Raw genomic sequence first — 19,541 nt, forward strand, 5'->3', positions numbered from 1 at the left:
AACCAAGGCAGACTTGTAGTTCCCAACAAACACGCACCACAGGATTCACGTGATGGCTGAAGGAAAGAAGCATCCGCAGAAACTGCTGCTGTTCTATCTGAATGATCAGCGCCTTTTCGGGCTGGGCACGCTGAAAATCCGGGAGATCATGCCTTATTCTCCCCTGAGCCGCTTGCCTAAAAGCCACCCGTCAGTGATAGGCACGCTCAATTTCCGAGGGTCCACTGTGCCGGTGATCGATATGGCTTCTGCGGTTGGCTATGCGCCGATGCCGGAGGAGGATCGCCAATCGGCGTCCATCATCGTCACCGATATCCAGCGCCAGGAGATCGGCTTTCTGGTGAAAAGCGTTCGCAAAATTGTCGAAACCGAATGGAAGGATGTGCTGCCACCACCAGCCAGCCTGGGGCATCGTGCATTCATTACCGGGCTGATCCAGATGGAAGAGGGTACGGTTCAGTTGCTGGATGTTGAGCTTCTGCTGGCGAGAGTCTATCCGGAATCGGTGGATCCGGCCGAAGTCTCACTGACAGATCTGCAGCGGGAAACGTTGAAGGGCCTGAACATTCTGCTGGTCGACGATTCCTATGTCGCGCGAAAGCAATTGGCGGATGCCTTGGACAGTAAGGACGTTTCCTATGCGGTAACCACCAATGGCCAGGATGCTCTTGATCATCTTCTGGAGGCCGACGCCAGCGGAAACCCGGTGGATATTCTGGTGAGTGACATCGAAATGCCGGGCCTGGACGGCTATGAACTGACGTTTAATGTGCGGGACAAATCCGGCCTGAAACAGCCTTACATCATTCTTCATACCTCCCTGAACAGTGAGATGAGTGTCAGCTACGCCACCCAGGTGGGGGCCGACGAGGCGCTGACCAAGTTTGACGCCGAGGAATTGCTGCACGCGATTCTGCGAGGTGCGGAGCGTAATTGAAGCTGATTTTGAGCCGCAAAGGGTTTGATTCATCGGCAGGCGGGTGCCCCAGTCCCTGGTTTCCTGACGGGCGGGCCTACGCCTTGCCAATACCCGATCGTCGTTCCCGTATTGCCTATCGGGATGTGACCTTTCGGGGTCAAAACCTTGGTACTCTGATTCGTAATCTTAACGGCGATGCCAGGGCCGGTTTGCGGAAGGCCCACCTGGACCCCGATGTGATCCCAGATTCATTGCCCAGGTCCGAAGGCTGGCGGCCCTGTCTGGGACAATCCGGCAGTGCCCAGGGCCACCTTGAAAAACAGGGGGTTGGGCCGGGCGACCTGTTTCTGTTTTTCGGTCTGTTTCGAGCGGTAGAAAAGCGCCGGGGCGGATGGCGATTCATCAAGGAATCAAGGCCGTTTCATGGTTTGTGGGGTTGGCTGCAGATCGGTTCCGTTCATCGCATCGATGAATTGGCGAAGGGAGATTTGCCCTGGGCTGACTATCATCCCCATTGTCATGGCGAGCCGGACCCCGGTAATACCCTCTATCTCGCCAGTGACAGCCTATCGCATTCAGGCGCGTTGGCTGATTACCCAGGTGCCGGAACATTTCCCGTTATGACGCCCAATCATCGACTGACCGCGCCCAATGCCAGAAATACGACCGATTGGTACCTTCCAAAGTGGTTCTTTCCAACCTCCACGGCCGATGCCATGACGTATCACCAGAATCTCGACCGATGGAAGCCGGCAGACGATGGCTGTTATCTAAAAAGTGCAGCCCGTGGGCAGGAGTTTGTGGTAGACATAACCCACAAGCCGCATGCCCTGGACTGGGTACGGAATCTGCTAGAGGGAGTGGACCAATGAAAGTCATGTTATTAGGCGCTTCGGGCCTGACTGGCGGAATGGTGCTTGAAGAGTTGCTTGCGTCCAGCGTGGTATCTCAGGTTGTGGCACCCTTGCGACGGGAATTGTCGATCAAGAATGAAAAGCTACAACAGGTCGTACTGGATCTCGACCAGTTGGACGCTCAGGAAAGGTTGTTTCAGGTGGATGCCATCCTGTGCTGCCTGGGGTCGACCATCAAGAAAGCGGGTTCGAAGGAGCGATTCCGCGCGATAGATTGCGGCATTCCCCTGAAAGCCGCTGAGCTTGGGCGCAAGCAGGGCGTTGGAGCCTACATTCTGATGTCTGCTGTCGGCGCGTCATCTTCTTCGCCGGTGTTTTATAACCGGGTCAAAGGTGAGCTGGAAGATGGCCTGAAAGCTCTGGAATTTCCGTACCTGTCGATCTATCAGCCGGGCTTGCTGATGACAGAGCGTTCCGAACAGCGAACCGCAGAAAGCCTCGGAATCAAGGCAATGCCAGCTATTAATTGCTTGCTTCAAGGCCCGATGAAGCGGTATCGGGGAATTGAGGCGCAAACAGTGGCCAAAGCTATGGTGACAGAGCTGATCAGCCTGGCCGATCGCCCGCCTAATCAGCCTCCGGAAGTGCATGTGCGTCAGTTTGAGGCAATGACCGCACTTGCCGGCCGGTCATAGGTTTACCACCGAATCCACAGGCTGTTAGGCAACACCTGAGCCCGTGCGAGCTTGCGTCAAAGACCTGTCTGTCGAAGAATCCGATGCTTCCCGGTGCAGAGCCCTTCCTAGCGTGTTGAAGTAGCGTTCAAATACCTGGTTGATTCGGGTGCGCTGATCGCCCTGGGGGTAAAGTCCAGTTTTCGCTTCTTCGGAATGTCGGCTGCCACGCACCAGGAAGCTGCTCATCGGTCGGGCATCTTCCACAAACGCTTCGAAGGCGCGGGCGCACATCTCTTCAGGGCGTGCGTAGTAGAGCACGCCCATCGCCTGATCGGCCTGGCGGGATTTATGGAACAGCTCGCTGGGCTCGGTGCCGCTCGGGTTCAGCATCACGGCTTTGAAACAGTCGGCCAGCAGCCCGTTCAGCGGATGGGATTTGAGCGGCACGCTGTCCAGCCAACCTGTAGACGCGAACAGGCCCTTCGAGGGCTTCTGGAACATGCGGCTGCCCATGTAATGATCGAAGGCGTGAAACCACTCATGTGCGAGGCTGCCAGCGCCCGCGTTTTTGGCCAAAGCAAGCTGTCGAGTGGCTGGAATGTAGTGGGCCGCGACGCCGGGACGGCCCCCGATGCCGTACTGCAGACCCAGAGTCTGGCGCAGGGAAACCAGCGATTCCGGACCGCCGAGCACGTCCATCAGGTCGCACAGGGCCTGGTGAAACTTCAACGCGGCACGGTCTTTCTCCGCTTCGGTAACCCAGCGGCCAATCTCGATGGTCCGAAATTCAAACTGCCGCCGTATGGTTACGAAGCTGGCTTTTTGGGGAGTCGTCATACGCCGTCACCGTGTTCCGCGAGTCCTGCCTGAACAGTGTGGCCAAAAACTGTATAAATGTACAGTTTTTATAAAAATGTCTGGCCCGCCGTTTCTCTCTGAATTGCACTAAAGTGAATACACGCGTCACCTGAATTGAAAACGTCATCATCTCGCGGACATTGCCGTCTATCACATGCCAGTGACTGCCGGCGTCATGGTTCGAATGACCTGATGCTCACACGGCGATGGCGTCCAGCGCCTTGCGGATCGGTTCCGGGATCGGCTGTGAGGTGTTGGACGCCCGCTCCACGAATACATGCACCATCTGGCCGTTGGCCGCCGCTTCCTGAGCACCCTGCTTGAAAATCGCGACTTCGTAAGTCACCGATTTGGTGCCCACTTTCACCACGCGTAAACCCGCTTCAATGGCCTCCGGGTAGGCGATAGGGGCATGGTATTGGCAGTTCGAGTTGACCATGAACCCCACAATGGGCGCGTTGTGAATGTCCAGCCCGCCTTCCTCGATCAGGTAGCGATTGATGGCCGTATCGAAGTAGGAAAAGTAGGTCACGTTGTTCACGTGACCGTAGATGTCGTTGTCCATCCAGCGCGTGGTAATGGGATAAAAGACGCGGAAGTCTGATCGGTTCAACTCGTGGTTCCTTTCATTGCTCTGTTAGATGCCAGCCGTCAGTCAAACAGAATGACCTGCCGGATGGCTTTGCCAGCAGCCAGTTTTTCAAAGCCCTCATTGATGTCGTCGAGCGTCAGCGTGTCGCTGAGTAGCTTGTCCACCGGCAATTTGCCCTGACGGAACAGGCTGACGTAGCGGGCCACGTCCCTCACCGGCACACAGCTGCCCACGTAGCTGCCTTTGAGGGTGCGCTCCTCTGCCACCAGGCTAACCTGCTGGATGGATACTTTGCGTTCGGGATGGGCAAGGCCGCCGGTGACGGTAGTGCCGCCGCGTCGAGTGATTTGATACGCCAGTTCCAGGGCCTTTTCCGAGCCGGCCATTTCTATGGCACAGTCCACGCCACCGTTCGTCAGTGCCTTGACCTTTGCCACAACGTCCTCGCCCCCGGCATTGAGTGCCTCACTGGCTCCCAGGGATCTGGCGGTGGCGAGTTTGCCTTCGTCCAGGTCCAGTGCAATCACCTGGCCGGCGCCAGCCACCAATGCCCCGAGCACACTGTTCAAACCGACCCCGCCCAATCCGATCACAGCCACCGTTTGACCGGGCTTTACGTCCGCAGAATTGATGGCAGCGCCCACGCCCGTCAACACCGCACAGCCGAAGAGCGCGGCGTGGTGAAACGGCAGTTCCGGGTCGACTCTAACCAGCGAATCCCGGGAGACCACCGCATGGTCGGCAAAGGCAGACACGCCCAGATGATGATTGACCGGCGTGCCGTCGGGCCGGTGCAGCCGATGCCCGCCACTGACGAGCGTGCCGGCGTTGTTGGTGGCAGCGGCGGGCTCACACAGCGCTGGCCGACCCTCGGCACAGGGCGCACAGTGACCACAACTGGGCACGAACACGGTGACCACATGATCGCCAGGGCTCAGATCCCGCACGCCATTGCCCACGGCTTTCACAACGCCAGCGGCTTCGTGGCCGAGAGCCATAGGGACTGGCCGCGGGCGATTGCCATCGATCACGGACAGATCCGAATGGCAGAGGCCTGCGGCTTTTATCTGCACCAGAACTTCGTTGTCACTGGGTGGGTCCAGTTCCAGAGTTTCGATGGTGAGTGGATGCGTGTCCTGATAGGGGCGCTCAGCGCCAATGGTTTGAAGCACGGCTGCTCGAATTTTCATAACGGGCGTCTCTGTCCGATCGATCCGGTTGTTGTTTTTGTCTGACCTTCACGTTACCCACTTTACGGATTTAACGGAAGGCTGGGCGACGTCACTCACCCCGGCTATTCAGGCCTTTACGATCCGGGCACAAGAAAATTGGTGTGTTTGGCGCTCGCGTTATGATGGGTATCGAGAGCATCCGCCGTTTCCGTGCGGTCTTTCAGCGCAACGCCGGACGTAGCCATTTGGTCGGCCTCGCTCAACAGATACGCCAGTTTCTGACTCGCCTGATGGAAATCCAGACCTCGTGGCCGGATGTTGGACAGGCAATTGCGTTGCGCGTCGTGTTTCCCGACCTTTGGCTCATACGTGAGGTAGACGCCCAGGCTGTCGGGTGCGCTGAGCCCCGGCCGCTCACCAATAATGACAACCATCACACGGGCGTTCAGGCTTGCCCCGATTTCATCGCCGATGGCAACGCGGCCCTGCTCGACCAGAGCGAGCGGGGCCAGCCGCCAGTGTTTCAATGTCGTGGCATCCCGAAGAACCGGTAACAGTGTTGCCAAAAAGGGCGCCGCATGTTGCTGAACCGCCGTTGGCGACAGACCGTCCACCAGGGCGATGGACAGGTCAGCTGGCTGTCCATCAGCGGAATTCTGCGCCAGATCCGACTGTGACGATGGGCAGAGCTGCCTCCCGAGGTCGGGTCGCTGAAGATAGGTCAGGCGATCTGCTGCACGGCTCTGTAAACAGATCGGTTGGCCCAGGGCCGCGATAGCTGGCTCCTGCCCAAGATCATTAATCAGACGATCAACCTGCAACGGAAAATGAACGGCGTCCCGTGCGCGCGCATGGGCCAGTTGAAACTCTAACAGCTTCGACGTGGGCAGGCTGACACCGGCGCGGCCCAGCCCGATCCGTGCGTCAGTGAACTGGCCGAGCGTTCGCCACGGATTGGCGACCACTGCGGGTTTGTCGTGTTTACTCATGGGAGTTCTCCCGACCAATGCGGCGCAGTGGTTCATGAAAGCCGGGTGGCAAGGCGTTGGCCAGTCGATGCTCGGCGACGTTGTCGAAAATTTGCATGCGCTCCAGCCAGTCGGCGAATTCTGGTGCCGGCAACAGGTTCAGTGCCCGGCGCAGGTAGAGCGCGTCATGAAAAGACGTGGTCTGGTAATTCAGCATGATGTCGTCGGAGCCGGGAATGCCCATGATGAAATTACAGCCCGCCACGCCGAGCAGGGTCAGCAGGTTGTCCATGTCGTTCTGGTCTGCTTCGGCGTGGTTGGTGTAGCAGATGTCGCAACCCATGGGGACGCCCAGCAATTTGCCGCAGAAATGGTCTTCCAGCCCCGCCCGGGTAATCTCCTTGCCGTCAAACAGGTATTCCGGCCCGATAAAGCCGACCACGGTATTTACCAATAACGGATTGAAGTGCCGCGCAACGCCATAGGCTCGGGCCTCGCAGGTTTGCTGATCCAGGCCGTGATGGGCATCGGCGGACAGCGAGCTGCCCTGGCCAGTCTCGAAATACATCACGTTGTTGCCCACGGTGCCCCGATTCAGCGACAGCGCCGCGCTCTGGGCTTCGGCCAGGGTTTTCAAATCAAAACCGAAGCTGCGGTTTGTCGCCTCGGTGCCGCCAATGGATTGAAACACCAGATCGACCGGCGCCCCCTGTTCGATGGCTTCCAGGGTGTTGGTGACGTGGGTCAGCACACAGGACTGGGTGGGGATGTCGTACTCGCGGATGATCGCGTCCACCATGTGCAGCAGCTTCTTGGTTTGCGCCACGTTGTCGGTGGCGGGGTTGATGCCAATGACCGCATCGCCGCTGCCATACAGTAGGCCGTCCAGAATGCTGGACGCGATGCCGGTCAGGTCGTCGGTCGGGTGGTTGGGTTGAAGTCGGGTGGAGAAATGCCCGGGCAGACCAATCGTATTTCGGAAGGCGGTAGTAACTCGGCGTTTGCGGGCCACTAGAATCAGGTCCTGATTGCGCATGAGTTTGCTCACCGCCGCCACCATTTCCGGGGTCAAACCGGGTGAGACGGCTTCGAGCAGCTCCGGTGTGGCCTCGTCGCTCAACAGCCAATTCCGGAAATCGCCGACGGTGAGGTGGGCGATGGGCTGAAACGCCTGGGCGTCGTGGCTGTCCAGAATCAGCCTTGTTACTTCATCGGCCTCATAGGGGATCAGTGCTTCGGATAAAAAGGCTTTGAGGGGCACCTCCGCCAGCCGCATCTGCGCCACTACGCGCTCCTCGGCCGATTCGGCCATTACCCCTGCCAGGCGATCACCGGATCGTGCGGGCGACGCTTTTGCCATCAGTTCGGCCAGTGATAGAAAACGCCAAACGTGACCGTTAAGTAGATAGGAATATCCATGGCCCACGGTAAAGTTCCTCACTAATCGTTTAGATAACGTGGTTTAAGCATGCCGGATTCGTGCCGTCTACTATACTGCCAGTCCGGATCCGTGCTTAAGCGTCATTAAGGATGATAGCCATGCGCAAAAACCTCCCAGTAACAAACACCGAGCGCAAATTTCCCGCCTCACAGAAACTGATTTCAGCGACGGATCTCAAAGGCAAAATCCAGCATTGCAACGATGCCTTTGTTGAAGTCAGCGGATATAGCCGAGACGAGCTCATTGGCCAGCCCCACAACATCGTGCGACATCCAGACATGCCGCCAGAGGCCTACGAGAACATGTGGTCCTATCTGAAAGCGGGTAAGCCCTGGATGGGCATGGTCAAGAATCGATGTAAGAACGGCGACTACTATTGGGTCAGTGCTTACATCACCCCGGTGACGGAAAAAGGCGAGGTGATGGGGTATGAATCGGTGCGTGCCTGCCCAGATCGCACTGATGTGGAGCGCGCCGACAAGCTGTACGCCAAGATTCGGGCAGGAAAGAGTGGCCTTCCGATCTGGAAGCGGATTTCCATGAGCACGGTGTTTCTGGCCCTGGTGTTTGTGGTGACCGGCGCATTGTTCTGGATGGGGCAAAAGGTGTTGTCCGAAGGCGTTTTGTCGCTGGGTGTCATCGGCTATGCGGTGTGGATGCACCTATCGAAGCGCCATTTGCTGAGCTCCATCACCCAGCAGATGGGTAAAACCTTTACCGACAACCTGGCGGCACGGAGCTACACCGACGATGACCTGGTGTTGGGCCGAATCAAAGTAGCGGCGATGGCGCAACAGCGCCATCTGGATACAGTGTTAACGCGACTGGAAGATTCCGCCGGACAGGTCAAAGTGAATGCCATGCAGGGTCTTGAGTTGAATTATGAGACCCAGGAAACCCTTCGTCAGCAGCAGGGCGAAACTGAACAGGTGGCTGCGGCCGTGCATGAAATGTCGCAAACCATTGCCGAGGTGTCTGGCAATGTCCAGGAAACCGCTGGCAAGGCTGACGGCGCACGAGAATTCGCCGATCAGGGATCAACCGTCGTCGCCGAAGCCCGTCAGACCATCGAAAACCTGAAGTCGACTGTTCAAGGCATCAGCGAGTCGGTTCAGGAACTGGCCGCGGAAACCCAGAAAATTGCTGGCGCTGCCAAGATCATCGAAGAAATTGCCGAACAAACCAATCTACTGGCGTTGAATGCGGCGATAGAAGCAGCCAGGGCGGGGGAACATGGGCGGGGGTTTGCGGTGGTTGCCGATGAGGTCCGTAACCTGGCCCGGCGTACTCAGGATTCGACCAAGGAAATCCATGGGATTATTGACACACTGACATCCCGCTCAGAAAGCTCGGTCAATGTCGCCAATCAAGGTAACGATGCGGCCGATCAGGGCCTCGAAAAAATGTTGGAAGTCGAACAGACCCTGTCCCAGATCAATGAATCTGTGGGTGTGATTGCCGAGATGGCGACCCAGATGGCTGCGTCTGTTGAGGAGCAGTCTCAGGTGGCCGAGCAGATCAACCAGCAGGTCGAACAGATATCTACCCTGGCGTCAGACAATCTGGACAAAGGCCAGCAATCCACTGAAAGTTCGCAGAACATGGATCGGATTGCCGGCGAGCTGCACGAACTGGTGGTGCGCTTTAAATAAGCCTGTAAAGAAATAACAGGCTACCGTTAGGCCCTGCGCTTACATGGCTCGTGCAAACAGGCCGAATGGCAGCGCTTTAAGCACATAACTCATGGGCGTCCATGGCCACCAGGGCACGTAAGCTCGGCGTTTTTCAGAATCAATGGCCTTTACCAGAGCTTTGACGCCGGTCTCGAGGTCCACCCGAAACGGCGCGTTTTTTACTCCTCGATTGATGTCCGTCAGGATGTAGCCCGGCATGATGTTGCTGACATTGATGGGTTTGCCTTTCGTGTCCAGCTGCAATCCTTCTGCAAGAGAGGCCACGGCCGCTTTGCTGGCTGCGTAGACGTTCAATGGGCCCCGAAAACCACGAACCCCGCTCAGCGACGACATCAGCACCAGGTGACCGTCGTTCTGCTCTCGAAAGATTTCCATCGCCGCTTCGCTTTGCGCAATGGCGCCAATGACATTGGTTTCCATGGTGTGACGGTTGGCGGCGAAGTGCCCTCTGCCAATGGGTTGAGAGCTACCAATACCGGCGTTCACCACGACCCGGTCCAGGCTGCCCAGTTCGTCCCGGAAACCACGAAACACCTCGAATACCTGATCGTAGTCGCACACATCCAGCTCGCGAACCAGCACGCGAATCCCCGGATACGCTTGCTGCAATTCCCGTTGAAGTGCTTCCAGTTTGTCCGCCCGACGGGCGCAGAGTGCCAGATTGCACCCCTGGGCCGCCCATTCCCGGGCCATACCTTCACCAAGGCCGGAACTCGCACCGGTGATCAGAATGTTCTTTCTCATGAACTCGCCCTAGTCTGCTAATGGACCATTGAGCCTAGCACGATTGGTCGCTATTGAAATTGGGTATAGCAGCGCTGTCGTTGTGAGGCCAGACGTTGCATCTTTTGTGGATCTTGGTCTAATCCATAGCGCTTCATGGTAGAGACAAAGCGGCTGATGTACAGGCATTGATCGAATCTTGGCAACCATTCATGGGGGCCGCGACCGTTCCTTGAACGTTGCTCGCGAGAAGACAGTTGCCATTGATTGTCCGGATCCTTCCTGAACTGGTGCCACTTCGACGCATTCCAGTCCATTGCGCCGCGGGCTTCGGCAAAGATGGTTGGAACAACGGTGGTTACAGGTTCGGCCGCGGGCGTTTTGCTCGCCAATAGATAGATCGCCAGCAAAAGGACGATTACCCCGACTGAATAGAGCGTTTTTTTGAGAGATTGATCGTAAGCCATAGGTTAAGTCCAACATCAATGGGCTCAACATAGGGTACGATCAATCCGTGAATTGGCTCTTCGGGTGACGATAAGTGGCGACTACCGGAGGTGTATGACCAATTCGTGCATTGTTCGGGCAACCTGATTGGATGATTTGATAGTTTCCGCAGATTCAGCGCCTTTTTCCCGGTTCTTTTGCGCCAGGCTGGATATGTTTTCGACCTGTTGATTGATCTGGTCAGAAACCTGAGCCTGTTCTTCCACGGCGGCCGCCATCTGTAATGCCATGTCTGCGATTTCACCAACTGCCGTTGCAATGTCAGACAGTGTCGTTTCCGTTTCGAGCATTTTCTCAAGGCCCCGTTCAGCTGCCTTGGTGCCCTTTTCGGTAACGGCGACCGATTTATCTGAACCTTGTCGCAGAGCATCAACAATGGATTGAATCTCCTGAGTCGAATCCTGGGTTCTGCGGGCCAGGTTACGGACCTCATCGGCAACTACGGCAAACCCCCGGCCATATTCACCGGCCCTGGCGGCTTCAATGGCGGCGTTCAGCGCCAGCAGATTGGTCTGGTCAGCAATCTCCTCGATAATGGCGGCTGCGCTTGCGATGCTTTTGGTTTGTTCAGCCAGCTCTCTCACGGATTTGCGGATATCGTCCACAGTGACTTTCAATTGTTCGATGGATTCTCGCGTGGAAACGACAACCTGTTTCCCGTTTATCGCCATCTCTTTTGACTCGTCCGCCCGATTGGCGGTTGCCTGTACATTGGACGAGACTTCCCCGATGGTCGTGGACATTTCATGAACGGCAGTGGCGACCTGTTCTGTCTCGGCTTCCTGTTGTTGCAGCGCCTGCTCTGATTCGTAGGCGTTTTCCATTCCTTTGTTTGCCTGCAATGAGACCTGGCCCGCAGCGTCTTCCATTCGCGTGAGCACGGTGTCCAGATGCGCCTTTTGCGCGATCACACCGACCTTGATTCGCCCGACGGACAGCGGGTCGTCCGTAAAGGCTTTTGCGGCGAGGGGGTCAGTGAAGGTGTTGCCCAAAAGTTCGTGGAGCTCACGATGCCGTTTATGATCGGAAGCCAATTTCCAACCAGTTGCACCCAATAGCCCGGCAGTGGACAGCCCCATCGCGTAGGCCGAAAAACCGAGGGCGTAAAGTGCAATCGCAAAGGCCGCCAGAGCGACGAATGCCAGGGCGCCAAGGGAATATTTGTCCCGCCAGCGAATGGCACTGCCGCCTTTATTGATCCGCTGGTAAAGTCGTTCCGCCCGATCGACATCGTTTCTGTCGGGGCAAACCCGCACGGACTCGTATCCGATCACTTTGCCAGCCTCGGTGATGGGCGTGACGTAGGCTTTAACCCAATAAAAGTCGCCATTTTTGCAGCGGTTTTTTACCAATCCCATCCAGGGCTGCCCCGATTTGAGGTGGGACCACATGTTTTCGTAGGCGGCGGGCGGCATATCCGGATGGCGGATGACGTTGTGCGGTTGCCCGATCAATTCCTCGCGGGCGAAACCGCTTACATCGACGAACGTTTGATTGCAGTAGCTGATTTTGCCGCGAAGATCTGTCGAGGAAATCAGCTTTTGTCCGGGGGAAAACCGGCGCTCTGTCTGGGTAACAGGTAAGTTTTTTCTCATCTCATTTTACGTTCTAAGTTGGCGATTGATCGGGTTTCTAATGGAAGTCTAGATGCGACTCATTTCAGACGACAAGTCTGACCATTGAATTCGACACGAGCTACATCTGTGATCGGCAGTTGATCGTAAACTTTAGCCATCTCTGATGAAACTCCGTTGTTTAGCAATGCAGTTTGGATACCGATTATGCCGGAAGGCCCTGAAATACGTCGTATGGTGGATGACATAGAGATCGCGATTGGTGGTCAGCGTGCCGAGCAGGTGTTTTTTGCCTTCGATCGGTACAAAGCTTTCGAGTCGGAATTGGCAGAGCGACTGAAACAGGCGGGTTGGACGTTTGGCCAGCGCAGGCACCGCGTTTTTAATCGGGAAGGGCAGGCTTGCCACTTATGCGACTCGCCGATTCAAAAGATCCGGGTAGCCAGTCGTCGGCTTTATTTCTGTCCATGCTGCCAGAACGCGGGCTAACTCACCGGATCTGGGTAGGCAGCTTATTCTGCAAGGCGTTGCAAGCTTTCGATGACCTGCTCTTCCGGCTGGGGGCGACTGAAAAAATAGCCCTGAAAACCACCACAGCCAAGGTTTTTGAGCGCTTGCCATTGTTCGTGCGTTTCAATGCCTTCGGCGACCACGGAAAGCTTGAGACTGTCAGCCAGATTGAGAATAGACCTGACGATGGAAAAGCCCTCTTCATCGTGTAAAAGACTTTCGACGAAGCTCTTGTCTATCTTCAATTCAGAGATGGGGAGTTCTCGTAAATAGGACAGTGACGAGTAACCGGTGCCAAAGTCGTCCATCGAGAAAGTGATGCCCTGATCAATCAGTTGTTTCATTTGCAAGACAGAATGCTGAATGTTTTCCGCCACAACGCTTTCGGTGATTTCGAGCACTAATGCTTCAGGGGGAAGGCCGGTTTCGGCCAGTATCTGTTTTACCCGTTCAGGGAAATCCCTCATGGTCAGCTGACTTTGACTGATATTGACCGACACCGTCATTTCATCAATCTCGTATTTTTCTCGCCACTTGCTCATGCAGTGACAGCTTTGAAGCAGAATCCTGTCGCTTAACACGCCCATCAGGTTCTGGCGCTCAGCAAGCTCGATAAAGGAGCCAGGGGTCATTAAACCATGATAGGGGTGCATCCACCGAGCCAGGGCTTCAAAGCCGGTGATTTGGCCATCCTGATCGACCTTTGGCTGAAACCATGGAATGATCTCCTCGTTCACCCGCAAAGCGGTGTTCAGCTCCACGGTCAGACTCTGTTCCTCCAGAAGCCTTTTTTGCATGGCCCCGTCAAAGAGGCTGTAGCTGTTCTTGCCCTTGTTCTTGGCGTCGTACATGGCAATGTCAGCCATACGCATCAAATCGCTGGCTGTGACCGACGCGTTGTTGAACAGTACGATGCCGATACTGGTGGAAATCGGTCGCGCACTCCCAAGAGCATCGGTCGGCTTTGAGGCCGCCCATAGCAGTTGACGCGCCAAATCCGTCAGTGATTCGATGGCTTTCCTGCGATCTCGCTCGGAGGTAATAAAAACGATCAGGAACTCGTCTCCGCCCAGTCGCGATATCGCGTTTTTGTCCCCGATAATGTCCACAAATCGGTTTGAGACTTCGATTAGCAGGTTGTCCCCCGTTCGATGTCCCAGGGTGTCATTGACGGTTTTGAAATTATCCAGATCGGTCAGCATGACAGCGCCAAAGCAGCCAGATGCCTCACTTTGTTGCAGGCAGTCAGAAATGTATTCCCGAATCAGTCTCCGATTCGGCAAATTTGTCAGTGGGTCGTAGTAAGCGAGTTTCTCGATCGCCTTTTGCTGTTTACGTTGTCTGGATATGTCCCTCACGATGGCGATAAAACGAGGCAGTTCGTCCGTCAGCGTCATGTATTGAAGTGACACTTCCACCGGGATGTCAAAGCCCTTCTTGTGGCGATGAACGGTCTCAAAGTTCAGAGATGGGACGTCCCCACTCACGAGCGGAGCGGTGAGCTCTCTGAACCGCTCTTCCGGATAATTGGGCTGTATTTCGTAAGGATGCATGGTGAGCATTTCTTCGCGGGAATACCCGACATGCTTCGATGCACCCTCATTCACGTAAAAGAATTGAAGTGATTGAGCGTCAATCATGAAAACGCAGTCGAGCGTGTTATCAAGAGTTGCGCGGAATCCCTGTAGCTCGGCCTGACGACTCTCGCTTTCGGTGATGTCGTACATGGCTGCGACCAAGAGCCTTTCAGAGTGGAATTCGGTCTCGGTGACCGCAGCTCGCAGGCTGAGGAGTGAGCCGTCAGCCCGGACACCTTGTATTGCTCGCAGGTTGCCCATGATGGCGCTCGAATGATTCTTACTGGCTGCGTATTCGTGCATATAGCCGTCGTGGATCTGGCCCATTTCCTGTGGCATCAGTTTGGTAATTGGTTGACCAATGAGCTCTTTGTCCTGGTATCCGAACATCTCTTCCAGGGCAGGGTTAACACTTTTAATTGTACCCTTGAGATCGGTGGTTACGACGGCGTCATAGAGCGTGCCAAGGATGGCGCGATGAAACTGTAGGCTATACTCAAGTTCCTCCTGGCTGGCCTTTTCAGCCGAGATATCGCTCTGAATCGCCATAAAGCCCTTGAAGCCTGAGCTCTGCAAAGTGATCGGCTGGTAAAGAGTGCGAACCCAATACGGGTGTCCCTTTTGATGATAATTGATGATCTCGCAGGTGAAGCTTTTGTTCTCAGCGACTTGCTGTCGTATGTATTCGACGGTACGGGGATCGGTCTGTTCGCCTTGCAGGAAATCGCCCGGTTTCTTCCCCAGGACTTCACTTAGACGATAGCCGGTGATGGTTTCGAAGCCCGGATTGATCCAGGTAATCAGGCCCTGTTCATCCGTGACGATGACGCCGTTACTGATCTGGCGAGCAACCTCCGACAGCAAGGCGGCCTGGTCGTCTGTCACTGCAGACGTGTGGCTGAAATCCATGGCTTTATACTCTGACTGAACGAGGATAGTTCAGGTAACCTGGCAGGCTGATTCGCGGTGATTCGCATTTCTCGTTCGGTGCGATAACAGTATAGCTCAGAAATCAGGATCAGGGATTTCTTATAAGGCTACCTTGCGTTCCAGGGAACCAGTGCCTTGTGTCTTCCAGCACAAGGTAAAGACACGGCACCAGGAACAATATCAGCGCTGTGGCGAAGACGATGCCGAAACCCAGGGAGACGGCCATGGGGATCAGGTAGGTGGCCTGTAGGGAGGTCTCGGTGATGATCGGCGTGAGGCCACCGAAGGTGGTGAGCGTGGTCAACAGGATGGGCCGGAAACGGCGAATGCCCGCTTCGTAAATGGCCTGGGCAGGGCCAAGGCGTTCGCGCTGGCGGTTGGCGTAAGACACCATGATCAGCGAGTCGTTCACCACCACGCCAGAGAGGGCGACGATGCCCATGATGCTGACCAGCGACAGTTCCATTCCGAGAATCATGTGGCCAATGATGGCACCCACAGCCCCGAATGGAATGGCCAGCATGACTACCAGCGGCTGCAGATAGCTGCTGAAGGCCACGGCCAGCAGGGCGTAGATCGCGAACATGGCCAACCCAAAACCGCCCCAGAGCGCGGCGGTAGACTCCCGCAGTTCCGCTTGGCTGCCCTGAAAGGTCCACGTCAGCCCCGGGAAATCCGTTCGCAGTTGCGGTAGTAGTTCGGTCTGAATGACCTCCAGAACCTGGCTTGTAGCGGATTTCGGTTCAACATCCGTGCCTACGGTAATGACCCGGCGACCATCGCGCCGGTCGATGGACCGGAAGGATTCGGAGATGGTCAGGTTGGCCACGTCCATCAGAGGCACTTCTTGACTCGCTACGCTCTGGCTCCCGGCGGTCTGACCGCCACTGGTGCGGATGACAAAGTTATCCAGGTAGTGCAGATCCTTGCGCTGGTATTCCGGCAGTCGCACGCGGACTTCGTTCTCATTGATGCCTCGAAGCTGGCGCAGGGCGATACTGCCATAGAAGGCATCCCGCAGCTGGCGACCCACATCGGCGCCGGTCAGGCCGAGGGCACGGCCTTCGTCCGTCAGGCTGATGTCGAACTGCGGCTTGCCGGTGGAGTAATTGTCGTTCACGCCACGGGTCTGGCCGAGCTTTTTCAGTTCCTGCACGAAGCGTTCGCTGGCCCTTGCCAGGGTATCTATGTCGGTGTGGCTGAGGTCCACACTGATGTCGTCGCGCCAGCTGCCGGGGCCCTGCTCGGCTTCAAAGGTAATCTGATCAACGCCTTTAAAATCGCCCAGCTCGTTTTGCCACAGTTCGATGATTTCGTTAACGGTCATGTCCCGCTGATCGCCCGGCAGCAATACCAGTTCTACATCGATGAATTCCTGGCCGCGCACGTTGGTCTTGATGCCTTCCACGTTGCGGGACAGATTGTGTTCCTCAAACAGTCTCTGGGTATCCCGGGTGATGATCATGGCCAGTTCGCCGGCACGTTCTGCCGTGGTGCCAGTGGGTAGCCTAATGCCCGCCTCTATCTCATCCGTGGGCGCCTCCGGCATCATGATCATGCCCATATGGTCACTGATGGCATAGGCGCCGGACACCACCATGATGGTAAGCGCCGTGGTCAGGGTGATGTAACGAAAACGCAGTGCCAGATCCAGCAATGGCCGGTAGCCTTTATCCACCACGGTCTGAAAGCCGCGAGAGAACACTCGCTGGATTCCGTGCATCCAGTGGCCGTAGACCGTCACGCTGCCTTGCCCGCTGTGAGCAAGATGAGCGGGCAAGATGAACAGAGCTTCAATCAGTGAAATGGCCAGCACCAGGATGATCACAATCCCCAGCGGCCACCAGAAATTACCTGTGGCGCCGGGGATGAACAGTAACGGCAGGAAAGCCACGATGTTGGTCAGGATGCTGAAGGTCACCGGGCCGGCAATGTCCTTGGCGCCCTGTATGGCCGCATCCATGAAGTTCATGCCCTGTTCCCGGTATTCGTAAATGTTCTCGCCGACCACGATGGCGTCGTCCACGACGATGCCCAGCACCATCAGAAAGCCGAACATGGAGATCATGTTCACGGTGACGTCCATGGCGGGCAGGAAGAGAACGCTGCCAACGAACGAGATGGTCATGCCCATCATGATCCAGAACGCCAGGCGGTATTCCAGGAACAGGCTAAGGATGACCAGCACAATCACCATGGCCATCACGCCGTTTTCCAGTAGCATGGTCATGCGGTCTTCAAAGTGTTCCGCACGGTTGCTGTCGATGCGCACGCTGACGGCGTCCGGTAAAGTGACTTCCAGCTCTGCCATGACCTTTTCAACCGAGTCGGCAATGTCCAGAGGCGATTGGTCACCGGTGCGGAAGATTTCGATTTCCACTGAGGGCAGGGCGTTAAAGCGGGAATGAAAACCGCCTTCCTCAAAGCCATCGCGCACGGTGGCGATCTCTCCGAGCGTAACGGCAGCACCGGATTCGGCGTTCAGAATCACAATGTTCTCGAAAGCGTCGGCCCACTGTTTGCGATCTTTCAGGCGCAGCAAAATGTCGCCATTGCCGGTGGCCATGGAACCGGCCGCAATGTCTTCGCTGGATTGCCCGATCCTGCTGGCTACTTCGGCCAAGGTGAGGTCGTACTTGCGCAGGATTTCCAGCGGGATTTCCACACTGGTCACGTAGGCGGGCACATCGTCGATCACGGCCTGGGTGATGGCGTTTTCGGCCAGTAGCCGGTTGCGCACTTGCTCACCCAGCTGGCGCAGTGTCCATATGTCGACATCGCCGTAGAGCGTCAGCTCCATGACGTCCCGGGTTGGGGTGATCAGGCGAACACGGGGTTCTTCCGCCTGTTCGGGAAACGTGCGGATGCGATCTACCGCCTGCTCGATGTCTTGCAGTGCCTGCATGCGGTTGGTGCCGGACACCAGCTCCAACTGGATGTTGCCGCTGCCTTCGCGAGCGGTGGAGGTCATTTCCTCGATGCTCTGAATGCCCTGAATGGCTTCTTCTACCGGAAGGAGAATGCCCTGTTCCACTTCCTCTGGTGCCGCGCCTGGATAACTGACTCTGACCTGAACAATGTCCAGCTGGAACTGCGGGAACACCTCTTTCTGAACCTGGGTGGCCATCCATAGGCCCCCGGCCAGCAATAGGATCATGATCAGGTTCGCGGCGATGGAGTTGCGGGCCATCCATTCGATGGGGCCAACCCAGCCCTTTCGACGCCGGGCTTCACTCATCCCTGTCGCCCTCCAGCCGGAGGTCGGCACCGCTGACCACCGAGGCCAGCTGGCTGGTGATCACCTGGTCACCTTCTTCCAGGCCGTCGCTGATATAGGCGTAATTCTCGTCCTGCAGAACAATGGTCACGTCGTGAATGGCCAGTTTGCGGTCTTCCATCACCCAGACCGTGTTGTTGCGGCGGATCAGGGCTCTATCCAGTCGAATCACGTTTTCCAGCGCGCGGCCCTCAATTTCGGCTCGCAGCAACGTACCCAGAATAAGCGGAGGCTGGCCGGCGGACTCGTTCAGAGCAAGGGGGTCATCCACGGTGATCAACACTCTGGCCATGCGGGCATTGCTGTCCAGTTCGCCGACAAGCTGGGTGAGTTTTGCTTGCCGACTTTGGCCGGAAGGCCAGACGGTGTCGTGGTAAAGGTTGACTGCTGCGCCGCTGGTCTCCGGATTGTTGTCGAAACTCAGCCATTGGAGTTTGGTCAGTGGGACCGTCGCTTCTATCCAATACTGGTTGGTGCCCACGAGGCGCCCGAGCGCCTGACCGACATTGACCTGAGAACCAAGGGTAACCTCGCGTGTCAGCACCTGAGCGGGAAAAGGCGCGCGAATGTAGGTGCGTTCAAGAGCCAACTTGGCTTGGCGCACCGCAGCCCTGGCGGCGGCCAGCCGGGCCTCGGCCTGTTTCTGCTGGGGGCGGCGCAGAATCAGGGCTTCGTTGGCCGTCTCGATATTGTCGCCAAATAGCTCCAACTCCCGTTTTGCAACGGCTTGCTGACCCTGTTCCAAATCCAGATCTGCCTGTGCCTGCAGCAATTCGCTCTGTCGTTGTTCCAGCGCTGATTCATAGTCTGCCGGGTCGATTCGCACCAGCAGTTGCCCCTCCTTCACCCGTTGACCGGGATTGAAGGCTTCCGATTGTTCGATCACCTGACCGGACACCCTGGAGCCGAGGTTAACTTCCCGCGCCGGCATAACCTGTCCTAGCACCTCAATGGTGGGTTTGTAGCGACCACGGCTGACACTCTGGACATCCACCAGCATGGCGGTTTCGCGGGCAGCTTCCTTGCGAGTGGCGGTCGGCTCGGTTTTGAAAATCAGCCAGACCAGGCCAGCACCGATCGCCACGATGAAAAGCGACACCAGAAGGGTTTTCAGTACGCTGGCTTTGCCGCGCTCGGGGCGAACGGAGTTCTCGTCCACGGGGTGGCTCATGCCTCGGTATTCTCCCTGTCAAAGAATTGAACACGACCGGCCAGCGCGGTCTCTGAACGTCGCACCTCCGCCTTCGTTGGTGCCTATGGTGTGACTA

General features: G+C 56.6%; 16 protein-coding genes. 5 read left to right on the forward strand and 11 right to left on the reverse strand.

Annotated elements, in window-relative coordinates; translation table 11 throughout:
• The first annotated feature begins 52 nt into the window (after positions 1-52).
• The 3 genes from QLQ17_RS14165 to QLQ17_RS14175 are packed head-to-tail and all read left to right on the forward strand — an operon-like array spanning position 53 to position 2,468.
• Entirely contained in the window at positions 53-937 is an 885-nt protein-coding gene (locus QLQ17_RS14165; RefSeq protein ID WP_283210261.1) for a chemotaxis protein, read from the forward strand.
• On the forward strand, positions 934-1,791 hold the full coding sequence (locus QLQ17_RS14170) for an Nmad3 family putative nucleotide modification protein (protein ID WP_283210262.1): 858 nt from the start codon (positions 934-936) through the stop codon (positions 1,789-1,791). The genes QLQ17_RS14165 and QLQ17_RS14170 overlap by 4 nt, the downstream gene beginning before the upstream one ends.
• Positions 1,788-2,468: an NAD(P)H-binding protein gene (locus tag QLQ17_RS14175; RefSeq protein WP_283210263.1), complete on the forward strand. Its 681-nt coding sequence runs from the start codon at positions 1,788-1,790 to the stop codon at positions 2,466-2,468. Before QLQ17_RS14170 ends, QLQ17_RS14175 begins: the two co-directional genes overlap by 4 nt.
• 24 nt (positions 2,469-2,492) lie before the next feature.
• On the opposite strand, the gene QLQ17_RS14180 is transcribed toward QLQ17_RS14175, so the two are convergent.
• The 5 genes from QLQ17_RS14180 to QLQ17_RS14200 form a co-directional block, all read right to left on the reverse strand.
• On the reverse strand, positions 2,493-3,287 hold the full coding sequence (locus tag QLQ17_RS14180; protein ID WP_283210264.1) for a CLCA_X family protein: 795 nt from the start codon (positions 3,285-3,287) through the stop codon (positions 2,493-2,495).
• A 217-nt stretch (positions 3,288-3,504) separates the two neighbouring features.
• Positions 3,505-3,921: an acyl-CoA thioesterase gene (locus QLQ17_RS14185; RefSeq protein ID WP_283210265.1), complete on the reverse strand. Its 417-nt coding sequence runs from the start codon at positions 3,919-3,921 to the stop codon at positions 3,505-3,507.
• Positions 3,922-3,959: 38 nt separating this feature from the next.
• Complete coding sequence (locus QLQ17_RS14190; protein ID WP_283210266.1) at positions 3,960-5,090, reverse strand: zinc-dependent alcohol dehydrogenase family protein; 1,131 nt, start codon at positions 5,088-5,090, stop codon at positions 3,960-3,962.
• Positions 5,091-5,206: 116 nt separating this feature from the next.
• The gene (eutC, locus tag QLQ17_RS14195; protein ID WP_283210267.1) at positions 5,207-6,061 is read right to left on the reverse strand and encodes an ethanolamine ammonia-lyase subunit EutC; all 855 of its coding nucleotides are present in this window, start codon (positions 6,059-6,061) and stop codon (positions 5,207-5,209) included.
• Positions 6,054-7,400: an ethanolamine ammonia-lyase subunit EutB gene (locus tag QLQ17_RS14200; RefSeq protein WP_502867393.1), complete on the reverse strand. Its 1,347-nt coding sequence runs from the start codon at positions 7,398-7,400 to the stop codon at positions 6,054-6,056. Before QLQ17_RS14200 ends, eutC begins: the two co-directional genes overlap by 8 nt.
• 179 nt (positions 7,401-7,579) lie before the next feature.
• On the opposite strand from QLQ17_RS14200, the gene QLQ17_RS14205 reads away from it, so the two are divergent.
• Entirely contained in the window at positions 7,580-9,133 is a 1,554-nt protein-coding gene (locus tag QLQ17_RS14205; RefSeq protein WP_283210269.1) for a methyl-accepting chemotaxis protein, read from the forward strand.
• Positions 9,134-9,172: 39 nt separating this feature from the next.
• Here QLQ17_RS14205 and QLQ17_RS14210 read toward each other — a convergent pair whose 3' ends face one another.
• The 3 genes from QLQ17_RS14210 to QLQ17_RS14220 all read right to left on the reverse strand — a co-directional run bounded on the left by QLQ17_RS14210 (position 9,173) and on the right by QLQ17_RS14220 (position 12,000).
• On the reverse strand, positions 9,173-9,919 hold the full coding sequence (locus tag QLQ17_RS14210) for an SDR family oxidoreductase (RefSeq protein WP_283210270.1): 747 nt from the start codon (positions 9,917-9,919) through the stop codon (positions 9,173-9,175).
• Positions 9,920-9,969: 50 nt separating this feature from the next.
• Complete coding sequence (locus QLQ17_RS14215) at positions 9,970-10,365, reverse strand: hypothetical protein (RefSeq protein ID WP_283210271.1); 396 nt, start codon at positions 10,363-10,365, stop codon at positions 9,970-9,972.
• 81 nt (positions 10,366-10,446) lie between these two features.
• Positions 10,447-12,000, reverse strand: coding sequence for a methyl-accepting chemotaxis protein (locus QLQ17_RS14220; RefSeq protein ID WP_283210272.1), 1,554 nt, complete (start codon positions 11,998-12,000; stop codon positions 10,447-10,449).
• A gap of 186 nt (positions 12,001-12,186) precedes the next feature.
• Between QLQ17_RS14220 and QLQ17_RS14225 the strand changes: the two genes are divergently transcribed.
• A complete protein-coding gene (locus QLQ17_RS14225) occupies positions 12,187-12,468 on the forward strand; it encodes a zinc finger domain-containing protein (protein WP_283210273.1) in 282 nt (93 codons plus the stop codon).
• Between the two features lie 23 nt (positions 12,469-12,491).
• On the opposite strand, the gene QLQ17_RS14230 is transcribed toward QLQ17_RS14225, so the two are convergent.
• From QLQ17_RS14230 to QLQ17_RS14240, 3 genes are all read right to left on the reverse strand, one after another.
• Positions 12,492-14,975: a sensor domain-containing protein gene (locus QLQ17_RS14230; RefSeq protein WP_283210274.1), complete on the reverse strand. Its 2,484-nt coding sequence runs from the start codon at positions 14,973-14,975 to the stop codon at positions 12,492-12,494.
• Between the two features lie 109 nt (positions 14,976-15,084).
• The gene (locus tag QLQ17_RS14235; RefSeq protein WP_283210275.1) at positions 15,085-18,234 is read right to left on the reverse strand and encodes an efflux RND transporter permease subunit; all 3,150 of its coding nucleotides are present in this window, start codon (positions 18,232-18,234) and stop codon (positions 15,085-15,087) included.
• On the reverse strand, positions 18,227-19,444 hold the full coding sequence (locus QLQ17_RS14240; protein WP_283210276.1) for an efflux RND transporter periplasmic adaptor subunit: 1,218 nt from the start codon (positions 19,442-19,444) through the stop codon (positions 18,227-18,229). The genes QLQ17_RS14235 and QLQ17_RS14240 overlap by 8 nt, the downstream gene beginning before the upstream one ends.
• Positions 19,445-19,541: the final 97 nt, after the last annotated feature.

It is taken from the genome of Marinobacter sp. CHS3-4, assembly GCF_030053415.1.
Classification (GTDB): domain Bacteria; phylum Pseudomonadota; class Gammaproteobacteria; order Pseudomonadales; family Oleiphilaceae; genus Marinobacter.

Excerpts from the sequence above, each read along its gene's own strand:
- QLQ17_RS14205 (WP_283210269.1), top strand. The coding sequence starts at position 7,580 with ATGCGCAAAAACCTCCCAGTAACAAACACCGAGCGCAAATTTCCCGCC.
- QLQ17_RS14175 (WP_283210263.1), top strand. The coding sequence starts at position 1,788 with ATGAAAGTCATGTTATTAGGCGCTTCGGGCCTGACTGGCGGAATGGTG.
- QLQ17_RS14215 (WP_283210271.1), bottom strand. The coding sequence starts at position 10,365 with ATGGCTTACGATCAATCTCTCAAAAAAACGCTCTATTCAGTCGGGGTA.
- QLQ17_RS14180 (WP_283210264.1), bottom strand. The coding sequence starts at position 3,287 with ATGACGACTCCCCAAAAAGCCAGCTTCGTAACCATACGGCGGCAGTTT.
- QLQ17_RS14165 (WP_283210261.1), top strand. The coding sequence starts at position 53 with ATGGCTGAAGGAAAGAAGCATCCGCAGAAACTGCTGCTGTTCTATCTG.
- QLQ17_RS14235 (WP_283210275.1), bottom strand. The coding sequence starts at position 18,234 with ATGAGTGAAGCCCGGCGTCGAAAGGGCTGGGTTGGCCCCATCGAATGG.
- QLQ17_RS14210 (WP_283210270.1), bottom strand. The coding sequence starts at position 9,919 with ATGAGAAAGAACATTCTGATCACCGGTGCGAGTTCCGGCCTTGGTGAA.
- QLQ17_RS14220 (WP_283210272.1), bottom strand. The coding sequence starts at position 12,000 with ATGAGAAAAAACTTACCTGTTACCCAGACAGAGCGCCGGTTTTCCCCC.
- QLQ17_RS14230 (WP_283210274.1), bottom strand. The coding sequence starts at position 14,975 with ATGGATTTCAGCCACACGTCTGCAGTGACAGACGACCAGGCCGCCTTG.
- eutC (WP_283210267.1), bottom strand. The coding sequence starts at position 6,061 with ATGAGTAAACACGACAAACCCGCAGTGGTCGCCAATCCGTGGCGAACG.
- QLQ17_RS14200 (WP_502867393.1), bottom strand. The coding sequence starts at position 7,400 with ATGGCAAAAGCGTCGCCCGCACGATCCGGTGATCGCCTGGCAGGGGTA.
- QLQ17_RS14240 (WP_283210276.1), bottom strand. The coding sequence starts at position 19,444 with ATGAGCCACCCCGTGGACGAGAACTCCGTTCGCCCCGAGCGCGGCAAA.
- QLQ17_RS14190 (WP_283210266.1), bottom strand. The coding sequence starts at position 5,090 with ATGAAAATTCGAGCAGCCGTGCTTCAAACCATTGGCGCTGAGCGCCCC.
- QLQ17_RS14225 (WP_283210273.1), top strand. The coding sequence starts at position 12,187 with ATGCCGGAAGGCCCTGAAATACGTCGTATGGTGGATGACATAGAGATC.